Genomic DNA, 19,481 nt, shown 5'->3' on the forward strand with positions numbered 1-19,481 from the left:
GTCTCTGGTTCGGGCGTGTTGGGCGGCTAGGGCGTCGACGCTTGGTCGCACGGAAAGACGTCGAGCGCCACGCAGATTCGCGACTCGCTCAGGCCGGTGGGAATCGTCCCGTGCCCAAAGAAGGAGGGGAATATCAGGAGAGTTCCCTCCTGCGGCTCGACGCTCCAACGTGGAAAATCGGGCAAGGATTCCGCGATGGACGGAGGCCAGGGGCCGAAAACGAGCGATCCCGGCGGTGGGGCGTCGCGCTCGGCGCCTTCCGACTCGCTCGTCGGAACGCGTGCGTAGTAGACGACGGTCAACCAACCCTGGGGATGGATGTGCGTCTCTTCGTGCCCGTCCTCCGACAAGACCAGCGCCCAGCCTTGCAGCCACGCCGTTTGTGGGCGACGGGCGATCAGCGGGTGCGGCATGGTGAAACGCTCCGCCAGATACTCGTCGACCTGTCGGCGAACGACGGCGAGGAGGTTGCGGATCGCCGGATGTTCAACGCTGGCCAGCCCTTCAAGGCGCAGATTGCGTCCGTGCGTCGGTCGGATTTCTGGCGACGGGGCGAGCGCCGGATGCGTCAGGATCGCCTGCGCCAGTTCCTCGTTGTCGACCTGTTCGGCATTGAGTTCGATCCGGCGGCACAAGCGCGCCGGGTCGATCAGTCGAAGGACGTCCGAGGTCCGACCGCTCAAGGAGAGCGCGGCGGACAGATGGGCGAGATGAATGGTGGAGCCGACGCCCCTGTCGATTGCCCGTCGGCACACGACCGCCAACGCCTCGGCGGTTCCGCGCGTCAGACAGTCGTTCGCGAAGGCGTCCAGCACCGTGCTGTCGCTCGGGTTCTCGTCCAGAGCCTGCGTCGCCGCCGTTCGAGCCTCGTCAATCCGGTTCAGGGCGTAGAGAGCGAGGATCTTTTGTCGGCGCGCTTCCGGCGCGGCGTCGGCAACCGCCGTGTCCAACGCCCTCAAAGCCAGTTCCGGCTGTTCGCAGGCGACGGCGGCGCGCGCCAACTCGCACGCGAGCGTTGGCGTCAGTCCGCCCTTTTCGACAAGCGGCGACAGAAGATCGACGATCTCCATCCATCGCCGATCATCGCGAAGGGCGACCGCAAAATCGCGAAGAAGATCCTGGCGGTCGGGACGTGACGCGACGGCGGCGCGCAGCAGCGGCAGAAAGGATCGGGCGGGCGGGCGCGGTGTGGGCTGGTCCGTCCGCCAAACGATCAGGGGGGCATCGGTCGGCATCATTCTGTCACGCGGCTTGATTCGAGCGAAGAATGGAACAAGCGGCGCCGTTGAGTAAAGCCGCATGCGGGCCGTTCCGGTGGGCCGCGCGATTCAGTCGCGCCCGATGGCGAGTGCAAACTCGCCGGGAATGGATGGCGTGAATTTTCACGCATAGAAATCATCGATTGACCCGGACCGCTCCTATTGCTTGCTTTCGTTGGGATGATTTCCGCATGATGCCAGGGCTTTTTCCCACTCGGCCAGCCCCGCTTCGGAGATGAGGTTATGCGATCCTTGCTTTCCGGCCTTGGGCCGGATGATGTTCGGCTTGATCCATTTCCCCATTTGATTGTGCCGAACGCGCTGGACGAAGAGACGCACCGGCGACTCAGCGAAACCTTCCCGCCCTTTTCGATGATCGGTTGGGCGGGCAAGAACGCTCCGCGCAGCAACAGCCGTTTTCAACTGTCGGCGTGGCAGATCATGGAAATGACGCCGCTTCCCGACCTGTGGAAGGCGTTCGTCCGCCGCCACAGCGCGCCCACCTTCTTTGCGGAAGTGGTGGCGCTGTTCCGCGATCATTGGCCGACGGCTCTCAAAGAGGCTCTGGACGGCGATCTGTCGCATCATTCAATGGGGCTGATGATGCGCGACAGCTTCAAAGAGGCGCGGATCCTTCAAGACGCGCGCATCGAGATCAACACGCCGGTGACGGCTGGCCCCAGCACCTCGCGGGGGCCGCATCTCGACATGCCAAATCGGCTTTTCACCTGCCTCTACTATCTTCGTCATCCCGACGACGACGCCGTGGGAGGGGATCTGGAGCTGTTCCGTTGGAAAAATGGCCCGATCGCCAACATTGAGTCGTATGCGTTGCCGAGTGACTCGGTGGAGGTCGCCGCCGTCGTTCCGTACCGCGCCAATCAGATGGTGATCTTCCCGCAGGGGATCGACGCGATCCACGGGGTCAGCGTCCGCCATCCGACGCCTCACACCCGCCGTTACGTCTTCATCAGCGCCGAGATTGAGCAAAACTGGCTGGTGTCGCCTGCGGCGGCGACATTGTCCGTGGAGGGGTGAATGAGGGTTCTGGTTTACGGCATGCAGTCGAGCGGATCGACCGCCTTTACGCTGTTCCTGGCGCAACGACCGGACTGTTTGGCGCTGGTCGACGTCCCCAACAATTTCGCGGCGCCACGCATCGACACCACTCTGGACATGGTGACGAAGGTGGTCGTCACCACAGCCTATCCTCTGGCCGTGCATGTTGAGCGTTTTCGTCCTGACCGGATGATCCTGCTGTTGCGGGATCCCCGTGACAATTATGTCAGCTTGCGGACCAAGGGATACCGGAACTATTCGGGCTTGATCGACGAGAAGTTCCTGATTCTTGACCAGGTGTTCGCTGAGCGCGGGCGCTTTGACGCGGTCATCGAATATGAGGATTTTGTCGCGCGGGATCCCGCTGTTCTTAAGACGATCCGGGATCTTGGCTGGCCGGTGGAGGATGATTTTTACAACTACCGGCGCCGCCACAACGAAATGCTGGATGCGCTGTGGCGGCATGTTCCCGGTCTGATGCCGGATTTTGAATTCGTGTTCGGCAATGTCCGTGGCGCGGAAGTTTCAAACCGCTTTGTCGGCCAGCCCCGCGACGAGGATTTGGACGCCAAGTTGGAAAAACTGTGCCCCCGTTTGCTCGCCCATTACCGGGCGCGCCGTTGACGGCGCGGGGAGCCAGTTCGGCAACGCGCCGCCCGGCGGCAGGGACGCCCTCACATCGACGCCGCCGTAGAACGCCGCCGATGCGGCCAGCTCGGCGGAACGCGACGTCGAAGCTTTGACGGTTGTTGCGTCTTTCTCACTCAACCGTAACGCTTTTCGCCAAATTCCGGGGTTGATCCACGTCCGTGCCCTTCAGCACCGCCGTGTGGTAGGCCAGCAACTGCACCGGAATGGCGTAGAGCAGCGGCGCGACCAGGGGATCGCAGGTGGGGAGTTCGACCGACCAGCGCACCGTGTCGCCCAGCTTGGCGATGCCCTTTTTGTCGGCCAGCAGCAGGACCTTGCCTGACCGGGCGCAGACCTCCTGCACGTTGGAGACGACCTTCTCGAACAAATTGTCCGACGGAACCAGAACGATCACCGGAACGTTGTCGTCGATCAGCGCGATGGGGCCGTGCTTCAACTCGCCCGCCGCGTAGCCTTCGGCGTGGATATAGCTGATTTCCTTCAGCTTCAGCGCGCCTTCCAGAGCCAGCGGGTACATGGCGCCACGGCCCAGATAAAGCACGTCGCGGGAATCGGCCAGCTCTTGCGCCAACTCTTTCAAGCGTTCGTCATGGGCGAGCACGCTGGCGGCCAGCGCCGGGACCTCGCGCAGGGCGTGGGCGATCTCCTGCATCCGTTCTGGCCCGATGGCGCCACGGGCGCGGCCGGTGGTGACGGCCAGACAGGCCAGCGTCGTCAATTGGGTGGTGAAGGCCTTGGTCGAGGCGACGCCGATTTCCGGCCCGGCCATGGTGTAGAGCACCGCGTCGGATTCGCGCGCGATGGTGCTTTCCGGGGAATTGACGATGGACAGGATCTTTTGGCCCTGCCGCTTGCAGTAACGCAGGGCCTCCAACGTGTCCAAGGTCTCGCCCGACTGCGATATGAAGATGGCGACGCCGCCCTCCGGCAAGGGGGCCTCGCGGTAGCGGAATTCGGACGCGATGTCGACCTCGACCGGGATGCGGGCCAGCGTCTCGAACCAGTATTTGGCGACGAACCCGGCGTAATAGGCGGTGCCGCAGGCGACGATGGTCAGCTTGGTGGCCTTCGCCACGTCAAAGGGAAAATCGGGCAGCGCGATGTAGTTGTTCACCGGGTTGATGTAGGCGTTCAGCGTGTCGCCGATCACCTGCGGCTGCTCGTAGATTTCCTTCAGCATGTAATGGCGGTAGCCGTCCTTGCCGATCAGGGCGCCGGAGACCGCCGTCGTCTTCACCGGGCGGTGAACCACGGCGTCCGTGGCGTCATGGACCACAGCCTCGCTGCGGCTGACCACCACCCAATCGCCATCTTCCAGATAGCAGATGCGGTTGGTCAGCGGGGCCAGCGCGAAGGCGTCCGACGCCAGATACATTTCGCCGTCGCCGTAACCGACGGCCAACGGCGTGCCGTGGCGGGCGCCGATCATCAGCTCATGCTCGCCCGCGAAAATAACGACCAGGGAAAAGGCCCCGGTGAAGCGTTTGAACGCCTTGGCCGACGCCTCCACCGGAGACAGGCCCTCTGTGTCCATGTAATGGGTGATGAGCTGGGGGATGACTTCGGAATCGGTCACGCTTTCAAAGACGCGGCCATGGCCGATCAACTCGTCCTTCAGCTCCCGGTAATTCTCGATGATGCCGTTGTGAACCACGGCGACGCGCGGGGTGGCGTGCGGGTGGGCGTTGGTTTCGGTCGGCCCGCCATGGGTGGCCCAGCGGGTGTGGCCGATGCCGACGGTGCCGGACAGCGGCGCGTCGCGCAGCCGCGCGTCCAGATTCAGCAGCTTTCCTTCGGCGCGGCGGCGTTCGATGCGGTCGCCCACCAGGGTGGCGACGCCGGCGCTGTCATAGCCGCGATACTCCAGGCGGCGCAGCCCTTCCACCAGCCGGGGAGTCGCGTCGTGGATGCCGTTGATGCCGATGATGCCGCACATGGGGACTCTCCTGGAGGGGACTGCTGGCCTGGGGGACTGTTGGAGCGGAAAAGCTGGGGAAGGTTACGCCTTGCTCGCCTTTTCGGCCCGTTTGCGGTCACGGAAACGCTTGGCCCAGCCGACATAGGCCTTTTGCTGGGCGCGGGAAACGACCAGCGCGTCGGCCTCAACCGCCGAGGTGACGACGCTGCCCGCGCCGACGATGGCCCCATCGCCGATCGACACCGGGGCCACCAGGGAGCTGTTGGAACCGATGAAGGCGCCCGCCCCGATGTCGGTGTGATATTTGCCAAAGCCGTCGTAATTGCAGGTGATGGTTCCCGCGCCGATGTTGGCCTTGGCCCCGACCCGCGCGTCGCCGATGTAGGTCAAATGGTTGACCTTGGCCCCGGATTCGACGACGGCGTTCTTGATCTCGACGAAATTGCCGATGTGGGCGTCCGGGCCGATGTCCGCGCCGGGGCGCAGGCGGGCGTAGGGGCCGATCACCGCGCCGCTGTCGATCCGGGTCTGCTCCAGATGGCAGAAGGGCTTGATCTCCACCCCGTCGGCGACGGTGACGCCGGGGGCGAACACCACATGCGCGCCGACGATCACGTCGCGGCCCAACCGGGTGTCGTGGCTGAACAGCGTGCTGTCGGGATCGCAGAGCGTGGCGCCGTTGTCCATCGCCGCCTTGCGCAGGCGGCGCTGCATCAGCCGTTCGACCTCCGCCAGCTCGGCGCGGGAGTTGACGCCGACGACCTCGGCGGGCGCGGCCTCCACCACGGCGCAGGCCATGCCGGAGACGCGGGCGATCTGCACGACGTCGGTCAGGTAAAATTCGCTCTTGGCGTTCTGGTTGCCGACGCGCCCGATCAGGTCGAACATGCGCGCGCCGTCAAAGGCCATCAAACCGGCGTTGCACAGGGTCACGGCGCGTTCGTCGGCGCTGGCGTCGAGATACTCGACGATCTTCTCCAACCCGCCGCGCGCGTTCAGGATCAGGCGGCCATAGGCGCCGGGATCCTCGGGCCGCATGCCCAGAACGACCACCGCCGGGTCGCTGGCCTGCCGCCGCGCCGTCACCATGGCGCGTAGCGTGTCGGGCGTGACCAGCGGCGTGTCGCCGTACAGCACGACGACGTCGCCGGTGAAGCCTTCCAACAGGCCGAAGGCGGCGCGCACGGCGTCGGCGGTGCCGCGCTGCTCCTGCTGGACGGCGGTGGGGTAGGGGGCGACGGCGGCGGCGACGCTGTCCATGCCGGGGCCGACCACCACCACGACGTGATCGGGGTCCAGCGCCTTCACGGCGGCCAGCACATGCCCGACCATCGGGCGACCGGCGACGCGGTGCAGCACCTTCGGCATATCGGACTTCATGCGTGTTCCTTTGCCAGCGGCGAGAATCACGCAAGCGAGAGGACGGTGTGCCATGGGAGTCTTCCTGACGGGCCGAATGGTGAAACCGGACTGAGGATCGCGGCGTCTGACGACGCAAACACCGGCGAACGCCCTCATGTGCCACAGCCGACGCCGCAAGCCAAAGTCAACTTTTGTGTCAGCGTGTCATAGAGCGTGGTCAAGCCCCTCAACCGGCGGGGGAAAGCGCGATGGTCCTGTGCAGGGTCTGCATGGTTGACGGGGCGGAAGCTGTGTTAGGACGGGGTGGTTTTCTGTGATCCGACCCAACCTTGCGGGGCTTGCGATGCCGTTTCCCTTTTCCGCGCTGGTTTTCGATCTCGACGGCACTTTGATCGACAGCGCCCCCGACATGACCCGCGTGCTGAATCGCACCCTGGCCCATTTCGACCGCCCGGCGCTGACCGAGGCGCAGGTGCGGACCATGGTCGGCGACGGTTCGGCCATGCTGGTCCGGCAGGCCTTCGCCGCCACCGGCGCGGTTCTGGACGACGAGGCGACGCAACCGATCCTCCGCCACTATCTCGACCGTTATTTCGAGGATGAGGAAGTCTCCGCCCTCTATCCCGGCGTGACGGAGACGTTGACGGCGCTGGCGGAGCGGGGCGTCCGGTTGGGGCTGTGCACCAACAAGCCCGAGCGCATCAGCCGCAAACTGTTGGACGCGCTGGGCTTGGCTCCCCTGTTTGGGGCGGTGGCGGGGGGCGACACCCTGCCGGTCAAAAAGCCGGACGGGCGGCATCTGTCCTGGGTGCTGGAGCGATTGGGGGCCGATCCACAGGCGCCCAACGCGGCGATGATCGGCGACAACGGCAACGACGTGAAGGCGGCGCGCGCCGTCGGGGTGCCGGTGGTGGCGATGAGCTACGGCTATCCCCGCATGCCGGTCGAAGAGTTGGGGGCCGACGTGATCCTCGACCATTTCGCCGATTTGCCGACCGCCTTGGAGCGGCTCGCCGCGCGGTGACGGGCGGGCGCTATCCCGCGCTATCCCTCTGCGCTTTGTGGTTATCCCTTCGGATGGCGGACCTCACCATCAGCATACGATAATATGATGATGCGAATGGGCGCGTGGATCGCCACGACGCCCGGAAGAGGAGGACACGCCATGACCACTCGGATCGCGCGGATCGTGCGCATGGGAAAGCTGGGCGGTTACGCGGCGCTGCTGGGCGGCGCGCTGCTGGAGATTGACGGCCATATGCTGTGGCCGTCGGTCGAGGCGGTGATCGCGGACGTTCAACGGCATGGCGTGGAAACGAGCGGCGCGATGATCGACACCCGCAGCGTCACGGGATAGCCCGTGTCGGTTCTCCAACGCGGGCGATGCCGGTCAGATGGATGATGACGGCGCCAAAGGCGCTGTCGGTTTCCAAACGCACGGGCAGAGGCGGCGCGTCGGGCAGAACCGGGGCCAGCCAAACGTCGGTCGGCGGTCCGCCCGGCTGGCGCGGCGTGGAGTCCTCCTCACGCCGCCAGAAAGACGGGCCGGAGGACGGCTTCGCCTGACCGGCGATGGGAAGGATCGACGCCCGGCATTCCTGCGCAGGTCCTGAAAAAATGGAATAGCGCGACATCCCCAAGGGGCGCGTTCCACCATCGTCGAACCGCATGTCGTAGCGCCGTCGTCCGTCATAGACCGCAACCACGCGGGCGCAGTTTTCCCCGCGTCCGGCGGCCAGCAACAGAAGCAACCCGGCGCTGAGCGGATCGTAGGTGGCGCGGCGCAAGACGTCGGGAACCAGGGGCCGATCATCCTCCTCTGGTGGAGGGAGGACGGATGCTGTGACGCCGCCATTGGCCTCATAGGTCAAGGCGACGCTGCGCGGTTTTTCACGGAAGACGCTGCTCTGGCTATGGCGCGCCGGAATCAGCCGATCCATCTGGATGGCGCCCTCGCTGCGCGACAGGGTTTTCCAGGGCAAAATCTTGGCGAGGAACCCGCCATTTTGGGCGGCGACGTCAATCCGATACGTGTGATCGGTCAGATCCAGCAGGATGGTGGCGTCGAGAACCGCAATGCCGCCGACATAAACCCGGTAGCTGGCCGTCACCGGGGCCGCGTGTCCAAGACTGACCAACCCGAGAAAACCGCACAGAGCCAGCCACAAACTGACACCCCACCGGCGCCCGCCATGGCCGGGAGCCTGGAGATGGGCCGCAGGCGGCTGTTTTTCGGGGTTGCGATTTTCTTTCCTCACGGAGTGAATCTCCTGCTTGACACCAATCAACGAACGCCTTAGAAACCCGCCCACCGCAGCGGCGGCGCCGACGACAACCGGCGAGACGCCGCTTCCGCCAGGGGATAGCCTGGACCGATGGACAGAGAATTCTGGGATCGGGCGTGTAGCTCAGCGGGAGAGCATTCGCTTCACACGCGAAGGGTCACAGGTTCAATCCCTGTCACGCCCACCATTAAAAAGGCTTCGAGAGAAATCTCGAAGCCTTTTTTCTTTTGCGCCGTTTCCGGCCATTGGTCGTCAGCCAAGCGCGCCAAGACAACAGCGGGAAGGCGGCGCGCGGGGCGAAATCAACATTTTGAGTGCGTGTTATATTTTCGGTCGGTTGATGGGGAAACCTTGCGCAAGATTGATGCAGATCAGCCCTAAGACGCGGGGGGATGGTCTAGGTTTGGGGCATCCTTACCCAATGATCGGGATGTCATCTCATGGAAGATACGCGCACTAGTTTGCTGGCCCTTGGCGCGCTCGTCGTCGTTCTGGCCATTCTCATCGGTTCGGCCATTCTGGCCCCGTCCTTTTTGGCTCTGCTGGCCACGATCCTCGCTTGGGCCAACCTGACCTATCTGATTGGCGTCACGTTGATGCGTTGAACGCGGTCGCCGCGCGGCGGGGGTGGAACGGCGGCTTTCGCCGCGCCACCCGTTGCGCGTCCGTGTTCTGATCGGGCTTGCTCTTGCGTCGCAGCACGCGGCGCTGGACAGGAACGGTTCGGCGGTTTATCCAGCGCCAGTTTTCGACGCGCGCAAGGAATGACGCCATGACGACGCCGACGGTTGCCCAAACGGACAGCGCTCTCGCCACGGGCGGCGCGGCGGATCATCTGACGGTCCTGCGCAACGTCGCCGATCTGCGCGCTCAGGTCGCCGCGTGGCGGGCCGCTGGGCAGACCGTGGCCTTGGTCCCGACCATGGGCGCTTTGCATGACGGGCATCTAGCCCTGGTCCGTCGTGGGCGCGAATTGGCCGATCATGTGATCGCGAGCGTCTTCGTCAACCCGACCCAATTCGCCCCGCACGAGGATTTCGACCGCTACCCGCGCGACGAGGCCGGGGACGCCGCCAAGCTGGCGTCCGCCGGATGCGCGGCGCTCTACGCTCCGACGGTGCGCGGCATGTATCCCGACGGCTTCGCCACCGCCATTTCGGTCGGCGGCCCGTCGGAAGGGCTGTGCGGAACCTTCCGTCCCCAGATGTTCGGCGGCGTCGCCATCGTCGTCACCAAGCTGTTTCTCCAAGCGCTGCCCGACGTGGCGGTGTTTGGGGAAAAGGACTATCAGCAACTGATGGTCATTCGTCGCTTCACCCGCGATCTCGACATCCCCGTGCGGGTGGAAGGGTTGCCGACGGTGCGTGAGGCCGACGGGCTGGCCCTGTCCTCGCGCAACGCCTATCTCAGCCCTGACGAGCGCGCTCGCGCGCCGGAACTGAACCGGGCCTTGACCGCCGCCGCCGCCGCTCTGAGCGCTGGGGCCGAGTTGGACGGCGTTTTGACGGCGGTGCGCGGACGGATCGCCGAGGTCGGGTTCGGCGCCATCGACTATGTGGAACTGCGCGATGGCGAGACTTTGGCGCCGATCACCCGCGTTGAGCGTCCGGCTCGGTTGTTGGCGGCGGCTTGGTTGGGCAAGGCTCGCTTGATCGACAACGTTCCAGTGCAACCGGCGTGAGTTTTGGGAGACGCGTCAGATTGTCACAAGCGACGGTTTGACCAGGGGAGTAGCATTCTCTAAAATGTCGATTGGGTGGATCATTTCGGATCCCAATGGGCGGAGAAGCTATTTTGCGGCTGGTTCGACGAAACGCCAACGGAGAAACGGTGTCGCTGCTGCCGGTGATTCTCGCCGGTCTGCTGGTGACGCTGGCTGTGTTGGGCGGGACAGGGGCGGTCATCGCCAACAAGAACGCAAGCTCCAGCGCCGCGTCCGACAAGCTCGGACCGAAGAAGAATTATGCGGCTCTGCCACAAATGACTTTTACTCTGGGCGGCGGCGACGCCCGTCTGGTCGATGTGAAAGTGTTGCTGGAGGTTGATCCGCTGGTGGATGGCAAGGTGGCCGAACCTTATGTGCCGCGCATCACCGATCAATTGTCCGATAAGATGCGCCAGATCGACCCGCAGCAATTGGCCGGGGCCGATGGGGCCAAGCTGATGAAAAGCACCATCGCCAGCGTGTTGGATCGTGAAATGCGCAACGTGCGCGTTCGCGAAATCCTGCTCGACCGTTTGGTCGTTCACTGATTTTTTGGTCTTCTGGTCGCTGAAACGAACGGACCGAAGCCGCGAGGCTCCGGTCCGTTTTTCGTTCACTCGGCGGCGACGGACGCGCGGCGCTGGGCCTCACGCTCGACACGGCCACGCTTCAACTCGCCAGCCAGCAGGAAGGCCAGCTCCAGCGATTGGCTGGCGTTCAGGCGCGGGTCGCAAGCGGTGTGGTAACGTTGCGCCAGCTTGTGATCGGTGATCGCCTGGGCGCCGCCCGTGCATTCGGTGACGTCCTGGCCGGTCAGCTCGAAATGCACGCCGCCCGCCTGGGTGCCTTCGGCCTGATGCACGTCGAAGAAGCCGCGCGCCTCGGCCAACACCTTTTCCACCGGGCGGGTTTTGTAACCCGTGGTCGATTTGATGGTGTTGCCGTGCATCGGGTCGCAAGACCAGACGACGCTGCGCCCCTCGCTCTTGACCTTGCGCAGCAGGGGCGGGAATTTCTCCGTCACCTTTTCGGCCCCCATGCGGACGATCAGGGTCAGGCGGCCCGCCTCGTTGTCGGGGTTCAGGATGTCGATCAGGCGGATCAGCTCGTCCGGGTCGGTGGTCGGGCCGCATTTCAGGCCGATGGGATTCTTCACCCCGCGCAGGAATTCGACATGCGCGCCGTCGGGCTGACGGGTGCGGTCGCCGATCCACAGCATGTGGGCCGACACGTCGTACCAATCGCCGGTCGTGCTGTCGATCCGGGTCAGCGCCTCTTCAAACGGCAGCAGCAAGGCTTCGTGGCTGGTGAAGAAATCGGTCTCGCGGATCTGCGGGGTGGTGTCCGCCGTGATGCCGCAGGCCGCCATGAAGGCCAGCGTTTCGTCCAGCCGGTTGGCCAGTTCCTGGAAATGCTCGCCCGCCGGGGACCGCTCGACGAAGCTCAGGGTCCATTGATGGACCTTGTGCAAATCGGCGTAACCGCCCTGGGCGAAGGCGCGCAGCAGGTTCAGCGTCGCCGCCGCCTGGGTGTAGGCCTGCATCATGCGTTCCGGGTCGGGAACGCGCGAATCGGCGGTGAAGTCGAAGCCGTTGATGATGTCGCCCCGGTAGGAGGGCAGCGACACGCCGTCGATGTCTTCCATGTCGGCGGAACGCGGCTTGGCGAACTGACCGGCCATGCGGCCGACCTTGACCACCGGGATGGCCGCGCCGAAGGTCAGCACGACCGCCATCTGCAACAGCACGCGGAAGGTGTCGCGGATGTTGTTGGGGTGGAATTCGGCGAAGCTTTCGGCGCAATCGCCGCCCTGCAACAGGAACGCCTTGCCGACCGACGCGTCGGCCAGCTTGGCCTTCAGCTTGCGGGCTTCACCGGCGAAGACCAGGGGGGGATAGCTGGCCAGACGCTGTTCGACCGCTTCGACCTTGGATTGGTCGGGATAGGTCGGCATCTGCTTTGCCGGTTTCGACCTCCAACTGGCGGGTGTCCAACGCTCGACCATGACGCGCCTGCTCTTCCTTGACGGGGGTGACGAATGCGATTGGGCCATTAGGCCGGTGATCGCCCCAGGGGGTCAACTCTATAGCCCGATTCGCGGCAACTTTTCCACCGTTTCAGGGGAAACATTCGCAACGCTTGGCAAGCTTGCCGCTGGCAAATGGACCGTGACAGCCAACCAGGTCGGGCCGTATACACAGCGTTCGCGCAGCCGATCTCCAAAGGAAAACGCCGATGAAACCATCCGTCTGGCCCGCTTCCTGGCTGAACGCCGCGTCGATCTATCTCGACCGCCGGGTTCTGGTGATCCTGTTTCTGGGTTTTTCCGAAGGCTTGCCGCTGGCGCTGACCGGATCAACCCTGAGTGTCTGGCTGCGCGAACAGGGGGTGAGCAAGACCGGAATCGGCCTGTTCGCCCTCGTCACCATGCCCTACGCCCTGAAATTCCTGTGGGCGCCGCTGATCGACCGTTTGCGCCTGCCGCTGCTGACCCGGCTGTTCGGGCGGCGGCGCGGTTGGGCCTTGGTCACGCAAGCCGGGCTGATGGTGGCGCTGCTGGGGCTGGCGGGGACAAACCCGGCGACGGAGCTTTGGTGGACGGCGCTGTTCGCGGTGCTGGTCGCCTTCTGCTCGGCCAGCCAGGACATCGTCGTGGACGCCTATCGGGTCGAGGTGCTGGACGAGAATCGGCAGGCCGCCGGGGCGGCGGTGCTGGTGCTGGGTTATCGCTTCGGCATGCTGGCGGCGGGGGCGGGGGCGCTCTACGTCGCCCATTTCAACGGCTGGCAAGCGGCGTATGAGGCGATGGCGGCGCTGGTGCTGGTCGGCGTCGTGACCATCCTCATCAACAAGGAGCCGAAGATCGCGGTCTCCCCGGAATCGCTTCAGCGCGAACAGCATGTCGCCGATTGGCTGGCGGCGCGCCCGCATCTGTCGGGGCGGATGGCGGCCTTGCTGTCCTGGCTCTATGGCGCGGTGGTAGCCCCCTTCGCCCAATTCATGAGCCGCAAGGGCTGGGTCGTCATGCTGGCCTTCATCGCCACCTACAAGCTGGGCGAGGTGCTGGCCGGGGTGATGTCGTCGCCCTTCTACGTGGATATCGGTTTCACCAAGACCGAAATCGCCAATGTGACCAAGCTGTTCGGCCTGTGGGCGACGATCATCGGCGGGCTGCTTGGCGGGTTGCTGGTCGGGCGGGTCGGGGTGCTGCGCGGCCTGATGATCGGCGGCGTCCTGCAAATGGTCTCCAACATCAGCTATGTGGCGTTGGCCTGGGCTGGGCATGACCTGTCGGCGCTGGCGGTGACGGTGGCGGTGGAAAATGTCTGCGGCGGCGTCGCCACGGCGGCCTTCGTCGCCTATCTGTCCGGCCTGTGCAACGTCGCCTACACCGCGACGCAATACGCGCTGTTGTCGAGCTTTTACAAGCTGGGCGGCGATCTGTTCGGCGCGTCGTCGGGCTGGTTGGCCGACCGCATGGATTGGGTCAGCTTCTTCCTGCTGTCAATGGCGGGGGCGCTGCCCGCCTTGTTCCTGCTGACCCGCCTGATGGGGTTGGAGGCGCGCCGCGCGTCCCCCGCCCCGGCGGAATGACGGCGCAGGGGACACGCCCCGTTTGTTGTCGCGCGTGTTTGAGGTTTGAAACGCGGCGGTAATTCTACTGTAACGATTTAGATCTGAAAGATTTTCCCGTATAGAGGTATAAAGTGGGGCGGCCGGTCCAAGATAATTCGACATGTTGGAGATGATTCGCTGAAACCCGACCGGCCTGGAACAGGAAGGGTTCAGGACATGACGATTCGAATTTATCCCCTCGCCATGGTTGCGTTGGCGGCGATTGGCGCGGGAGCCGCCTTGCCCGCGCAGGCGCAAATCACCCCGGTTGACATCCCGGCCAGCTTCGGGATCGGCACGCAGGGCACGACGATTCAAGGCTGGATGGCCAACAACCAGCAATCCCAAATTCGCGGGCATGGCTGGACAATTTGGGCTGGGTTGAACGCGCCGTCGGGGCAAAGCTACAACGGGACCGCGCTGCCGGTCTGGGAAACCTGGCTCGGCACGGACGAGGCCTTTGCGGTTCCGACGACGTCTCTGTTGACCGCCAACAAAAAGGCGGTGACGGCCCCCGCCCGCCACTTCGTCAAACCGCATCAGTTCGGTCATCTCGCCCAGTTGGCCGGGAAAGCCGCCTCATCGAAAACGAGCGCTCTTCAGGTCGTGTCCTTCAACAAATTCAGCCCGTCCGCCGCGTCCTTCATCGCGGCTCCCCAGACCATCGCCGGGTTGAGCGGCTCTTACGCGATCAACACCAAGGCCAGCTTGGCCACGCTCAACAGCGCTTGGTCGGCAAGCGTTCCCACCACCAATCGGACGATCAACGACTTCCCGGTCGACGCGCTGGAATTGAAGCCGGTGTTCGGCGTGGTCGCCCAAAAGGGCTACACGCCGCTGCCGCTGTGGCAAGGGCCGTCGCAAGCGACCAACGCCACGAACCCGACGCCCAACACCTGGAAAACCTGCGTCGCCGTCGATCCGGCGGGCACGGGCGGCACAATCCCCATCAGCCAGAGCAAGCTGACCAAAGCCGAGGTCGCCGCCCTGAACGCGGCGGCTAAGACCGCCGGGCTGGCCTGCACCGTCGGCTATTACGCCCCCGTCAGCGCGCTGTACAATTTCACCCTGTCGGCGGAAGAGGCCGCCGCGATGAAGAACGCCCAACAGGTCACGGCGTCGGCGGGCGATTACGCCGTGCTGTTCGCCATGCATGTGAACAGCAAGGAAGTTCCGTTCTGGACGTGGCAGACCTTTTATTGGCAGCCAGGCCCCGACACCCCGAAGAAGTTCCCCGGATCCAAGGCGGACGCCCCGGCCAGCCTCCCGGCGCCGTTCAACAACTACGCCATGTGCACAAGCTACAGCCAGACCATCCCGGCCAGCAGCAGCAACATGGCGCTGTGCTTCAACCCCTATCTGGAAACCGATCCCGGCATCCCGGCGGGCATCACGTCGAATTGCGTGAGTTGTCATGGCTTGGCCGGGGTGGGCACAGGGCCGAACTATCCGACGAACTACAGCAAGCCGATCAATTTCTTTGGCGACACCACATACTTCACCAAAAACTCGACCCGCACCGATTTCTCTTGGGCGGTGGCCAACCCGCCGAATTGATCGCCCCCCGAATTGATCGGGTGAGACGGTCCTGAAACGGAACGGGCGGCGCTTCGGGGGGAGCGCCGCCCTGTTTCTCAGGCCGGATCGGGTGATTTTTCGCGCATCAGCACGAATTCTTCGGCGGTGGAGGGATGCAAAGCGATGGTGCGGTCGAAATCGCGCTTGGTGGCCCCGCAATTCAGGGCGATGCCCAGCGCCTGCATCATTTCCGGCGCGTCCATGCCCATCATGTGGCAGCCCAACACCCGTTGGCTGTCGCCATCGACGACCAGCTTCATCAGGATTCGCTCGTCGCGGCCCGAGAGCGTGTGCTTCATCGGGCGGAAACCGGCTTTGTAAACATCCACCTTGGCGTGGGTCGCGCGGGCCTGCGCCTCGGTCAAGCCGACCGTGCCCAGCGGCGGGATGGAGAAGACCGCCGTCGGCACATTGTCGTAGCCGATGCGGGTGGGGGTGTCGTTGAACAGGGTCTCGGCCAGCGCCCGCCCCTCGGCGATGGCGATGGGGGTGAGCGCCATGCGGTCGGTGACGTCGCCGATGGCGTAGACGCTCTCCACGCTGGTGCGCGACCACTCATCGACCGGAATGGCCCCGGCCTTGTCCAGCGTCACGCCGATGGAGTCCAGGCCAAGCCCGTTGGTGTTGGGGTGGCGCCCGGTGGCGGCCATGACGAGACCGACGTCGTGCGTGGCGCCCAGATGGTCGGTGACGCGGTAGCCGTCGTCGGTTTTCTCGATCTTGGTCGGTTTGGTCCCGGACAGGATGGCGATTCCGCGCTTTTTCATCTCGCCTTCCAGCGCGACGCGGATGTCGTCGTCAAAGCCGTTCAGCAGATGCTCGCCGCGAATCATCAGCGAGACGTCGGCCCCCAGCCCCCGGAAGATCCCGGCGAACTCGACGGCGATGTAGCCGCCGCCGAGAATCAGCACGGATTTCGGCAGCGTTGGCAAATCCAGCGCCTCGTTGGAGGTCACGGCGTGCTCGATCCCCTCGATGGGCGGCTTGGTCGGCCAGCCGCCGGTGGCGATCAGGATGCGGCGGGCGGTGTGGCGTTTGCCGTCCACCTCGACCGTGTGGGGATCGACGATGCGGCCAAAGGACTCGAACAGCGTGACGCCGGAATTCTTCAGCATGGAGAGGTAGAGGCCGTTCAGCCGGTCGATCTCCGCGTTCTTGCGGGCGATCAGGGTCGGCCAATCGAAGGCGGGAGTCTGCGCGTCCCAGCCAAAGCCTCGCGCGTCCTCGAAGCCGTCGCGGAATTGGGCGGCGTAGACCAGCAGCTTTTTCGGCACGCAGCCGCGAATGACGCAGGTGCCGCCGACTCGGCTGCCCTCGCAGATCGCCACCTTGGCGCCATAGGACGCGGCGCGACGGCTGGCGGCGACGCCGCCCGACCCGGCTCCGATGGTGAAGAGGTCAAAATCGAACTCGGCCAAGGCCGTCTCCTTCCGCTGCGCTGTCCGACGCCCGCCATCGTCCGGCGGCGGCGTGGGCGGAGTGTTCCGCATTCCACCGGAGCTGTCGAGGGGCGCAGCGACGATATGGGACGTCGGCGGAGGATGAAAAGGGTCGGCAGGGTTGCGCGGTCAGCGCAGCAGCATGTCCTGCACCAGAACCTGCCGGATTTTCAGCGGACGGATCGCCTTGTTGGCGGCGAAGCCCAGCGCGTCCTTGATGTAATGCGGGCCTTCCTGGCCGCTCAGTTCGTTCGGATCCACGTCCAGCATGCGGACGCTCATGGCGTCGGCGATGTGCGGGAGATAGGGCTTGACGGTGTCCAGCGGGATTGACGGATCAAGTTCCAACACCACGCGGACCTTCAGTTCGCGCAGCCGGTCGCCGTCGCGCAGGGTGAAGCTCATGGCGGGCATCGAGGCGTAGGTGGGCTGCGCCGTGGTGGACATTCTGGTCGAGGCGCCGCCGGTGTGGGCGGTGGCTGGCTTCAGCATCAGAACGCCGCCCGCCCCGGCGGCGGCCAACGTGACAATCAGCAAGAACAGGGCCGGGATGATGCGACCGCCAATGCGTTCGGCTTCAGGCGGCGCCTCTGCCCGCTTTTGGCTTGTCGCCGCTGTTCTCACCATGATGTCAATCGCAAGGTCATCGCCATTCCTTATGCGCTCTTGGGAGTGACTGTAGAGGCTGCCAAGGTGTTCGTCAAATATCGGCATTTTATACTGTTTTGTTTCTCAGTTTCGCCTGTCATGGATTATGGTTTTGCGGAATATGTTCTGGATATTTGTTTGGCATTCGATTGAAATATGATCCTGCGCATCGTGACGCGCGCGCAACCCTGCCATCACGGCGCGTCTGTTCGGATCGGAAGCCTCTTCCCCATTGGGGCTGGGCCGTATAATGCTGGCCGTCTGGTCAATTGGTTGAGTCCGCGCGTGGTGGGCGCAGCCGATGGCGCGCGATGGGACGGCAGGGCGGAAGGCGAGGGCATTTGGCGATGAGCGAGAACACGAAACGGCCGCTGGCCGTCCACCCCTCGGCTGCAACGATTGGCGATTGGACCGACACCTATTTCCGACGCACCAAGGAAACGGTCGGCAAGTTCGGCGACAAGAAAGTCACCTACGCCATATTCATGCGCCGCCCGGTGGTGTGCGCCCCGCGTCTGGCGGTGGAGTGGTTGCAGGCGGTCGCCCGCGATCGGGGGTTCGAGGTCGACATCCAGTTGAACTATCCGGAAGGCAAATGGGTCGGCGCGGGCGAGCCGATTTTCTACGTCACCGGCTCCTTCTATCATCTGGTGGACACCGAAACGATCCTGCTGCAAAAGCTGGGTCCGGCCTGCGTGGCCGCCTACAACGCCTTCACCATGTGCGCGGATCTGCCCAAGGTGGCCTTTCTGGCGATGGACGCGCGCCATTGCGCCGGAACCGACATGGCCGAGGTGATGGCCTACGCCGCCTCCGTCGGGTCGGACCGGGCCAAGCGCAAGGTTGGGGCCAAGGGCTTCGTCGGCAACGCCACGGACGCCACCGCGCATTTCTTCGGGCAGGCCAAGGGCATGGGGACCATGCCGCACGCGCTGATCGGCTACGCCGGGTCCACCGTGCGCGCGGCGGAGATGTTCCACGAAACCTTCCCCGATCTGCCGCTGACCGTGCTGGTCGATTATTTTGGCCGCGAGATCACCGACGGTCTGGAGGTCTGCCGCCGCTTCCCCGAATTGGCGGCGCAGGGCAAGCTGACCCTGCGGCTGGACACGCCCGGCGGTCGCTTCGTCGAGGGGTTGGACCCGCCCGGCTCCTACGCGGTGTTGGAGCGTCACGCGCCGCATTCGATCCGTGGCTATCGCGACGAAACCCAACTGCGCTACCTGATCGGCACCGGCGTGTCGGCGGCGGCGATCCATTACGTGCGCGAACGGCTGGACGACGCCGGATTCCCGGCGGTCAAGATCGTCGCCAGCAGCGGGTTCGGCCCGGCGAAATGCCGCTTGATGGCCGAGGCCAACGCCCCGGTGGACATCATCGGCACCGGCAGCTATCTGCCCGAACGCTGGACCGAGACCTACGCCACCGCCGACATCATCGAATATGACGGCGAAAAGCGCGTGAAGGTTGGCCGCGAGTTCCTGTTCCGGCGCTGACCGGCGACCCTCTTCCCTCATACATGGGGGGAGAGGGCTTTCCTTCAGCGGCTCAGCACCATGACCAGCCGCTCGACCGGCCTGTTGTCGGTCAGGTGCGAGGCGACGATCTCGTCAATGTCCTCCGGCGTTTCCGGGCGGTACCAGATCCCATCCGGGTACACCACCATCAGCGGCCCGGCGGAGCAGAAGCCCAGGCAGCCGGTCATCGCCATGCCGACGTCGGTCAGGCCCGCCGCCTGGATTTTCTGATCCAGCCGTTGCCACAGGGGATGGGCGTTTTTCGCCGCGCAACTGCCGCGCGGGTGGCCGGGCGGGCGTTGCTGGGCGCAGCAAAAGACGTGGTGGCGAAAGGTCTGCGGGATGTCGAGGGGCATGTCGGGCGCTCCATAGCCATAAACTTTCTATGGATAATGCCCGATTTGTGCGACGCAGCAAGAGAATTGCAATCGTTCCAGACTGGCGG

General features: G+C 64.6%; 18 protein-coding genes and 1 tRNA gene. 11 read left to right on the plus strand and 8 right to left on the minus strand.

Translation table 11 applies throughout. The annotated features are described in order from the left end of the window. Positions 1–26: 26 nt before the first annotated feature. Complete coding sequence (locus tag ACODS4_RS16835) at positions 27–1,238, minus strand: 2OG-Fe(II) oxygenase family protein (RefSeq protein ID WP_488865640.1); 1,212 nt, start codon at positions 1,236–1,238, stop codon at positions 27–29. A gap of 264 nt (positions 1,239–1,502) precedes the next feature. On the opposite strand from ACODS4_RS16835, the gene ACODS4_RS16840 reads away from it, so the two are divergent. Then, positions 1,503–2,297 (plus strand): 2OG-Fe(II) oxygenase, encoded by a 795-nt coding sequence (locus tag ACODS4_RS16840; RefSeq protein WP_488865642.1) that lies wholly within the window; start codon positions 1,503–1,505, stop codon positions 2,295–2,297. Next, on the plus strand, positions 2,298–2,942 hold the full coding sequence (locus ACODS4_RS16845) for a hypothetical protein (protein ID WP_488865644.1): 645 nt from the start codon (positions 2,298–2,300) through the stop codon (positions 2,940–2,942). A 136-nt stretch (positions 2,943–3,078) separates the two neighbouring features. Here the strand turns inward: ACODS4_RS16845 and glmS are convergent, their stop codons facing one another. Next, positions 3,079–4,905 carry a glutamine--fructose-6-phosphate transaminase (isomerizing) gene (gene glmS, locus ACODS4_RS16850; RefSeq protein WP_488865646.1) on the minus strand — a complete coding sequence of 609 codons (1,827 nt, stop codon included), beginning with the start codon at positions 4,903–4,905 and terminating at the stop codon, positions 3,079–3,081. A gap of 63 nt (positions 4,906–4,968) precedes the next feature. After that, positions 4,969–6,321, minus strand: coding sequence for a bifunctional UDP-N-acetylglucosamine diphosphorylase/glucosamine-1-phosphate N-acetyltransferase GlmU (gene glmU, locus ACODS4_RS16855; RefSeq protein WP_488865648.1), 1,353 nt, complete (start codon positions 6,319–6,321; stop codon positions 4,969–4,971). A gap of 271 nt (positions 6,322–6,592) precedes the next feature. Between glmU and gph the strand changes: the two genes are divergently transcribed. Both gph and ACODS4_RS16865 read left to right on the plus strand, forming a co-directional pair. Next, on the plus strand, positions 6,593–7,273 hold the full coding sequence (gene gph, locus ACODS4_RS16860) for a phosphoglycolate phosphatase (protein ID WP_488865650.1): 681 nt from the start codon (positions 6,593–6,595) through the stop codon (positions 7,271–7,273). Between the two features lie 141 nt (positions 7,274–7,414). Next, positions 7,415–7,606, plus strand: coding sequence for a hypothetical protein (locus ACODS4_RS16865; RefSeq protein WP_488865652.1), 192 nt, complete (start codon positions 7,415–7,417; stop codon positions 7,604–7,606). Here the strand turns inward: ACODS4_RS16865 and ACODS4_RS16870 are convergent. Then, positions 7,596–8,507, minus strand: coding sequence for a DUF3108 domain-containing protein (locus ACODS4_RS16870; protein ID WP_488865654.1), 912 nt, complete (start codon positions 8,505–8,507; stop codon positions 7,596–7,598). The genes ACODS4_RS16865 and ACODS4_RS16870 overlap by 11 nt on opposite strands. A gap of 139 nt (positions 8,508–8,646) precedes the next feature. On the opposite strand from ACODS4_RS16870, the gene ACODS4_RS16875 reads away from it, so the two are divergent. The 4 genes from ACODS4_RS16875 to ACODS4_RS16890 all read left to right on the plus strand — a co-directional run bounded on the left by ACODS4_RS16875 (position 8,647) and on the right by ACODS4_RS16890 (position 10,787). Further along, a tRNA-Val gene (locus ACODS4_RS16875) sits at positions 8,647–8,721 on the plus strand. 253 nt (positions 8,722–8,974) lie between these two features. Next, complete coding sequence (locus ACODS4_RS16880; protein ID WP_119829285.1) at positions 8,975–9,139, plus strand: sugar tyrosine-protein kinase; 165 nt, start codon at positions 8,975–8,977, stop codon at positions 9,137–9,139. Positions 9,140–9,306: 167 nt separating this feature from the next. Further along, on the plus strand, positions 9,307–10,215 hold the full coding sequence (gene panC / locus ACODS4_RS16885; RefSeq protein WP_488865655.1) for a pantoate--beta-alanine ligase: 909 nt from the start codon (positions 9,307–9,309) through the stop codon (positions 10,213–10,215). A gap of 149 nt (positions 10,216–10,364) precedes the next feature. Then, on the plus strand, positions 10,365–10,787 hold the full coding sequence (locus ACODS4_RS16890) for a flagellar basal body-associated FliL family protein (RefSeq protein ID WP_488865657.1): 423 nt from the start codon (positions 10,365–10,367) through the stop codon (positions 10,785–10,787). Between the two features lie 65 nt (positions 10,788–10,852). Here the strand turns inward: ACODS4_RS16890 and ACODS4_RS16895 are convergent, their stop codons facing one another. After that, positions 10,853–12,244, minus strand: a complete 1,392-nt coding sequence (locus ACODS4_RS16895; protein ID WP_488865659.1) for a class II 3-deoxy-7-phosphoheptulonate synthase — start codon at positions 12,242–12,244, stop codon at positions 10,853–10,855. 230 nt (positions 12,245–12,474) lie between these two features. Here ACODS4_RS16895 and ACODS4_RS16900 point away from each other — a divergent pair, with 230 nt between their 5' ends. Beyond that, positions 12,475–13,833 (plus strand): AmpG family muropeptide MFS transporter, encoded by a 1,359-nt coding sequence (locus ACODS4_RS16900; protein ID WP_488865661.1) that lies wholly within the window; start codon positions 12,475–12,477, stop codon positions 13,831–13,833. Positions 13,834–14,031: 198 nt separating this feature from the next. After that, a complete protein-coding gene (locus ACODS4_RS16905; RefSeq protein ID WP_488865663.1) occupies positions 14,032–15,411 on the plus strand; it encodes a hypothetical protein in 1,380 nt (459 codons plus the stop codon). Between the two features lie 77 nt (positions 15,412–15,488). Here the strand turns inward: ACODS4_RS16905 and gor are convergent, their stop codons facing one another. Further along, positions 15,489–16,850 carry a glutathione-disulfide reductase gene (gene gor / locus ACODS4_RS16910; protein ID WP_488865665.1) on the minus strand — a complete coding sequence of 454 codons (1,362 nt, stop codon included), beginning with the start codon at positions 16,848–16,850 and terminating at the stop codon, positions 15,489–15,491. A 150-nt stretch (positions 16,851–17,000) separates the two neighbouring features. After that, complete coding sequence (locus ACODS4_RS16915) at positions 17,001–17,498, minus strand: flagellar basal body-associated FliL family protein (RefSeq protein ID WP_488865667.1); 498 nt, start codon at positions 17,496–17,498, stop codon at positions 17,001–17,003. Between the two features lie 368 nt (positions 17,499–17,866). Here ACODS4_RS16915 and ACODS4_RS16920 point away from each other — a divergent pair, with 368 nt between their 5' ends. Next, complete coding sequence (locus tag ACODS4_RS16920) at positions 17,867–19,015, plus strand: nicotinate phosphoribosyltransferase (RefSeq protein WP_488865669.1); 1,149 nt, start codon at positions 17,867–17,869, stop codon at positions 19,013–19,015. Positions 19,016–19,059: 44 nt separating this feature from the next. Here ACODS4_RS16920 and ACODS4_RS16925 read toward each other — a convergent pair whose 3' ends face one another. Beyond that, the gene (locus ACODS4_RS16925; RefSeq protein WP_488865671.1) at positions 19,060–19,392 is read right to left on the minus strand and encodes a (2Fe-2S) ferredoxin domain-containing protein; all 333 of its coding nucleotides are present in this window, start codon (positions 19,390–19,392) and stop codon (positions 19,060–19,062) included. Positions 19,393–19,481: the final 89 nt, after the last annotated feature.

Source organism: Azospirillum sp. FG154 (assembly GCF_057809575.1).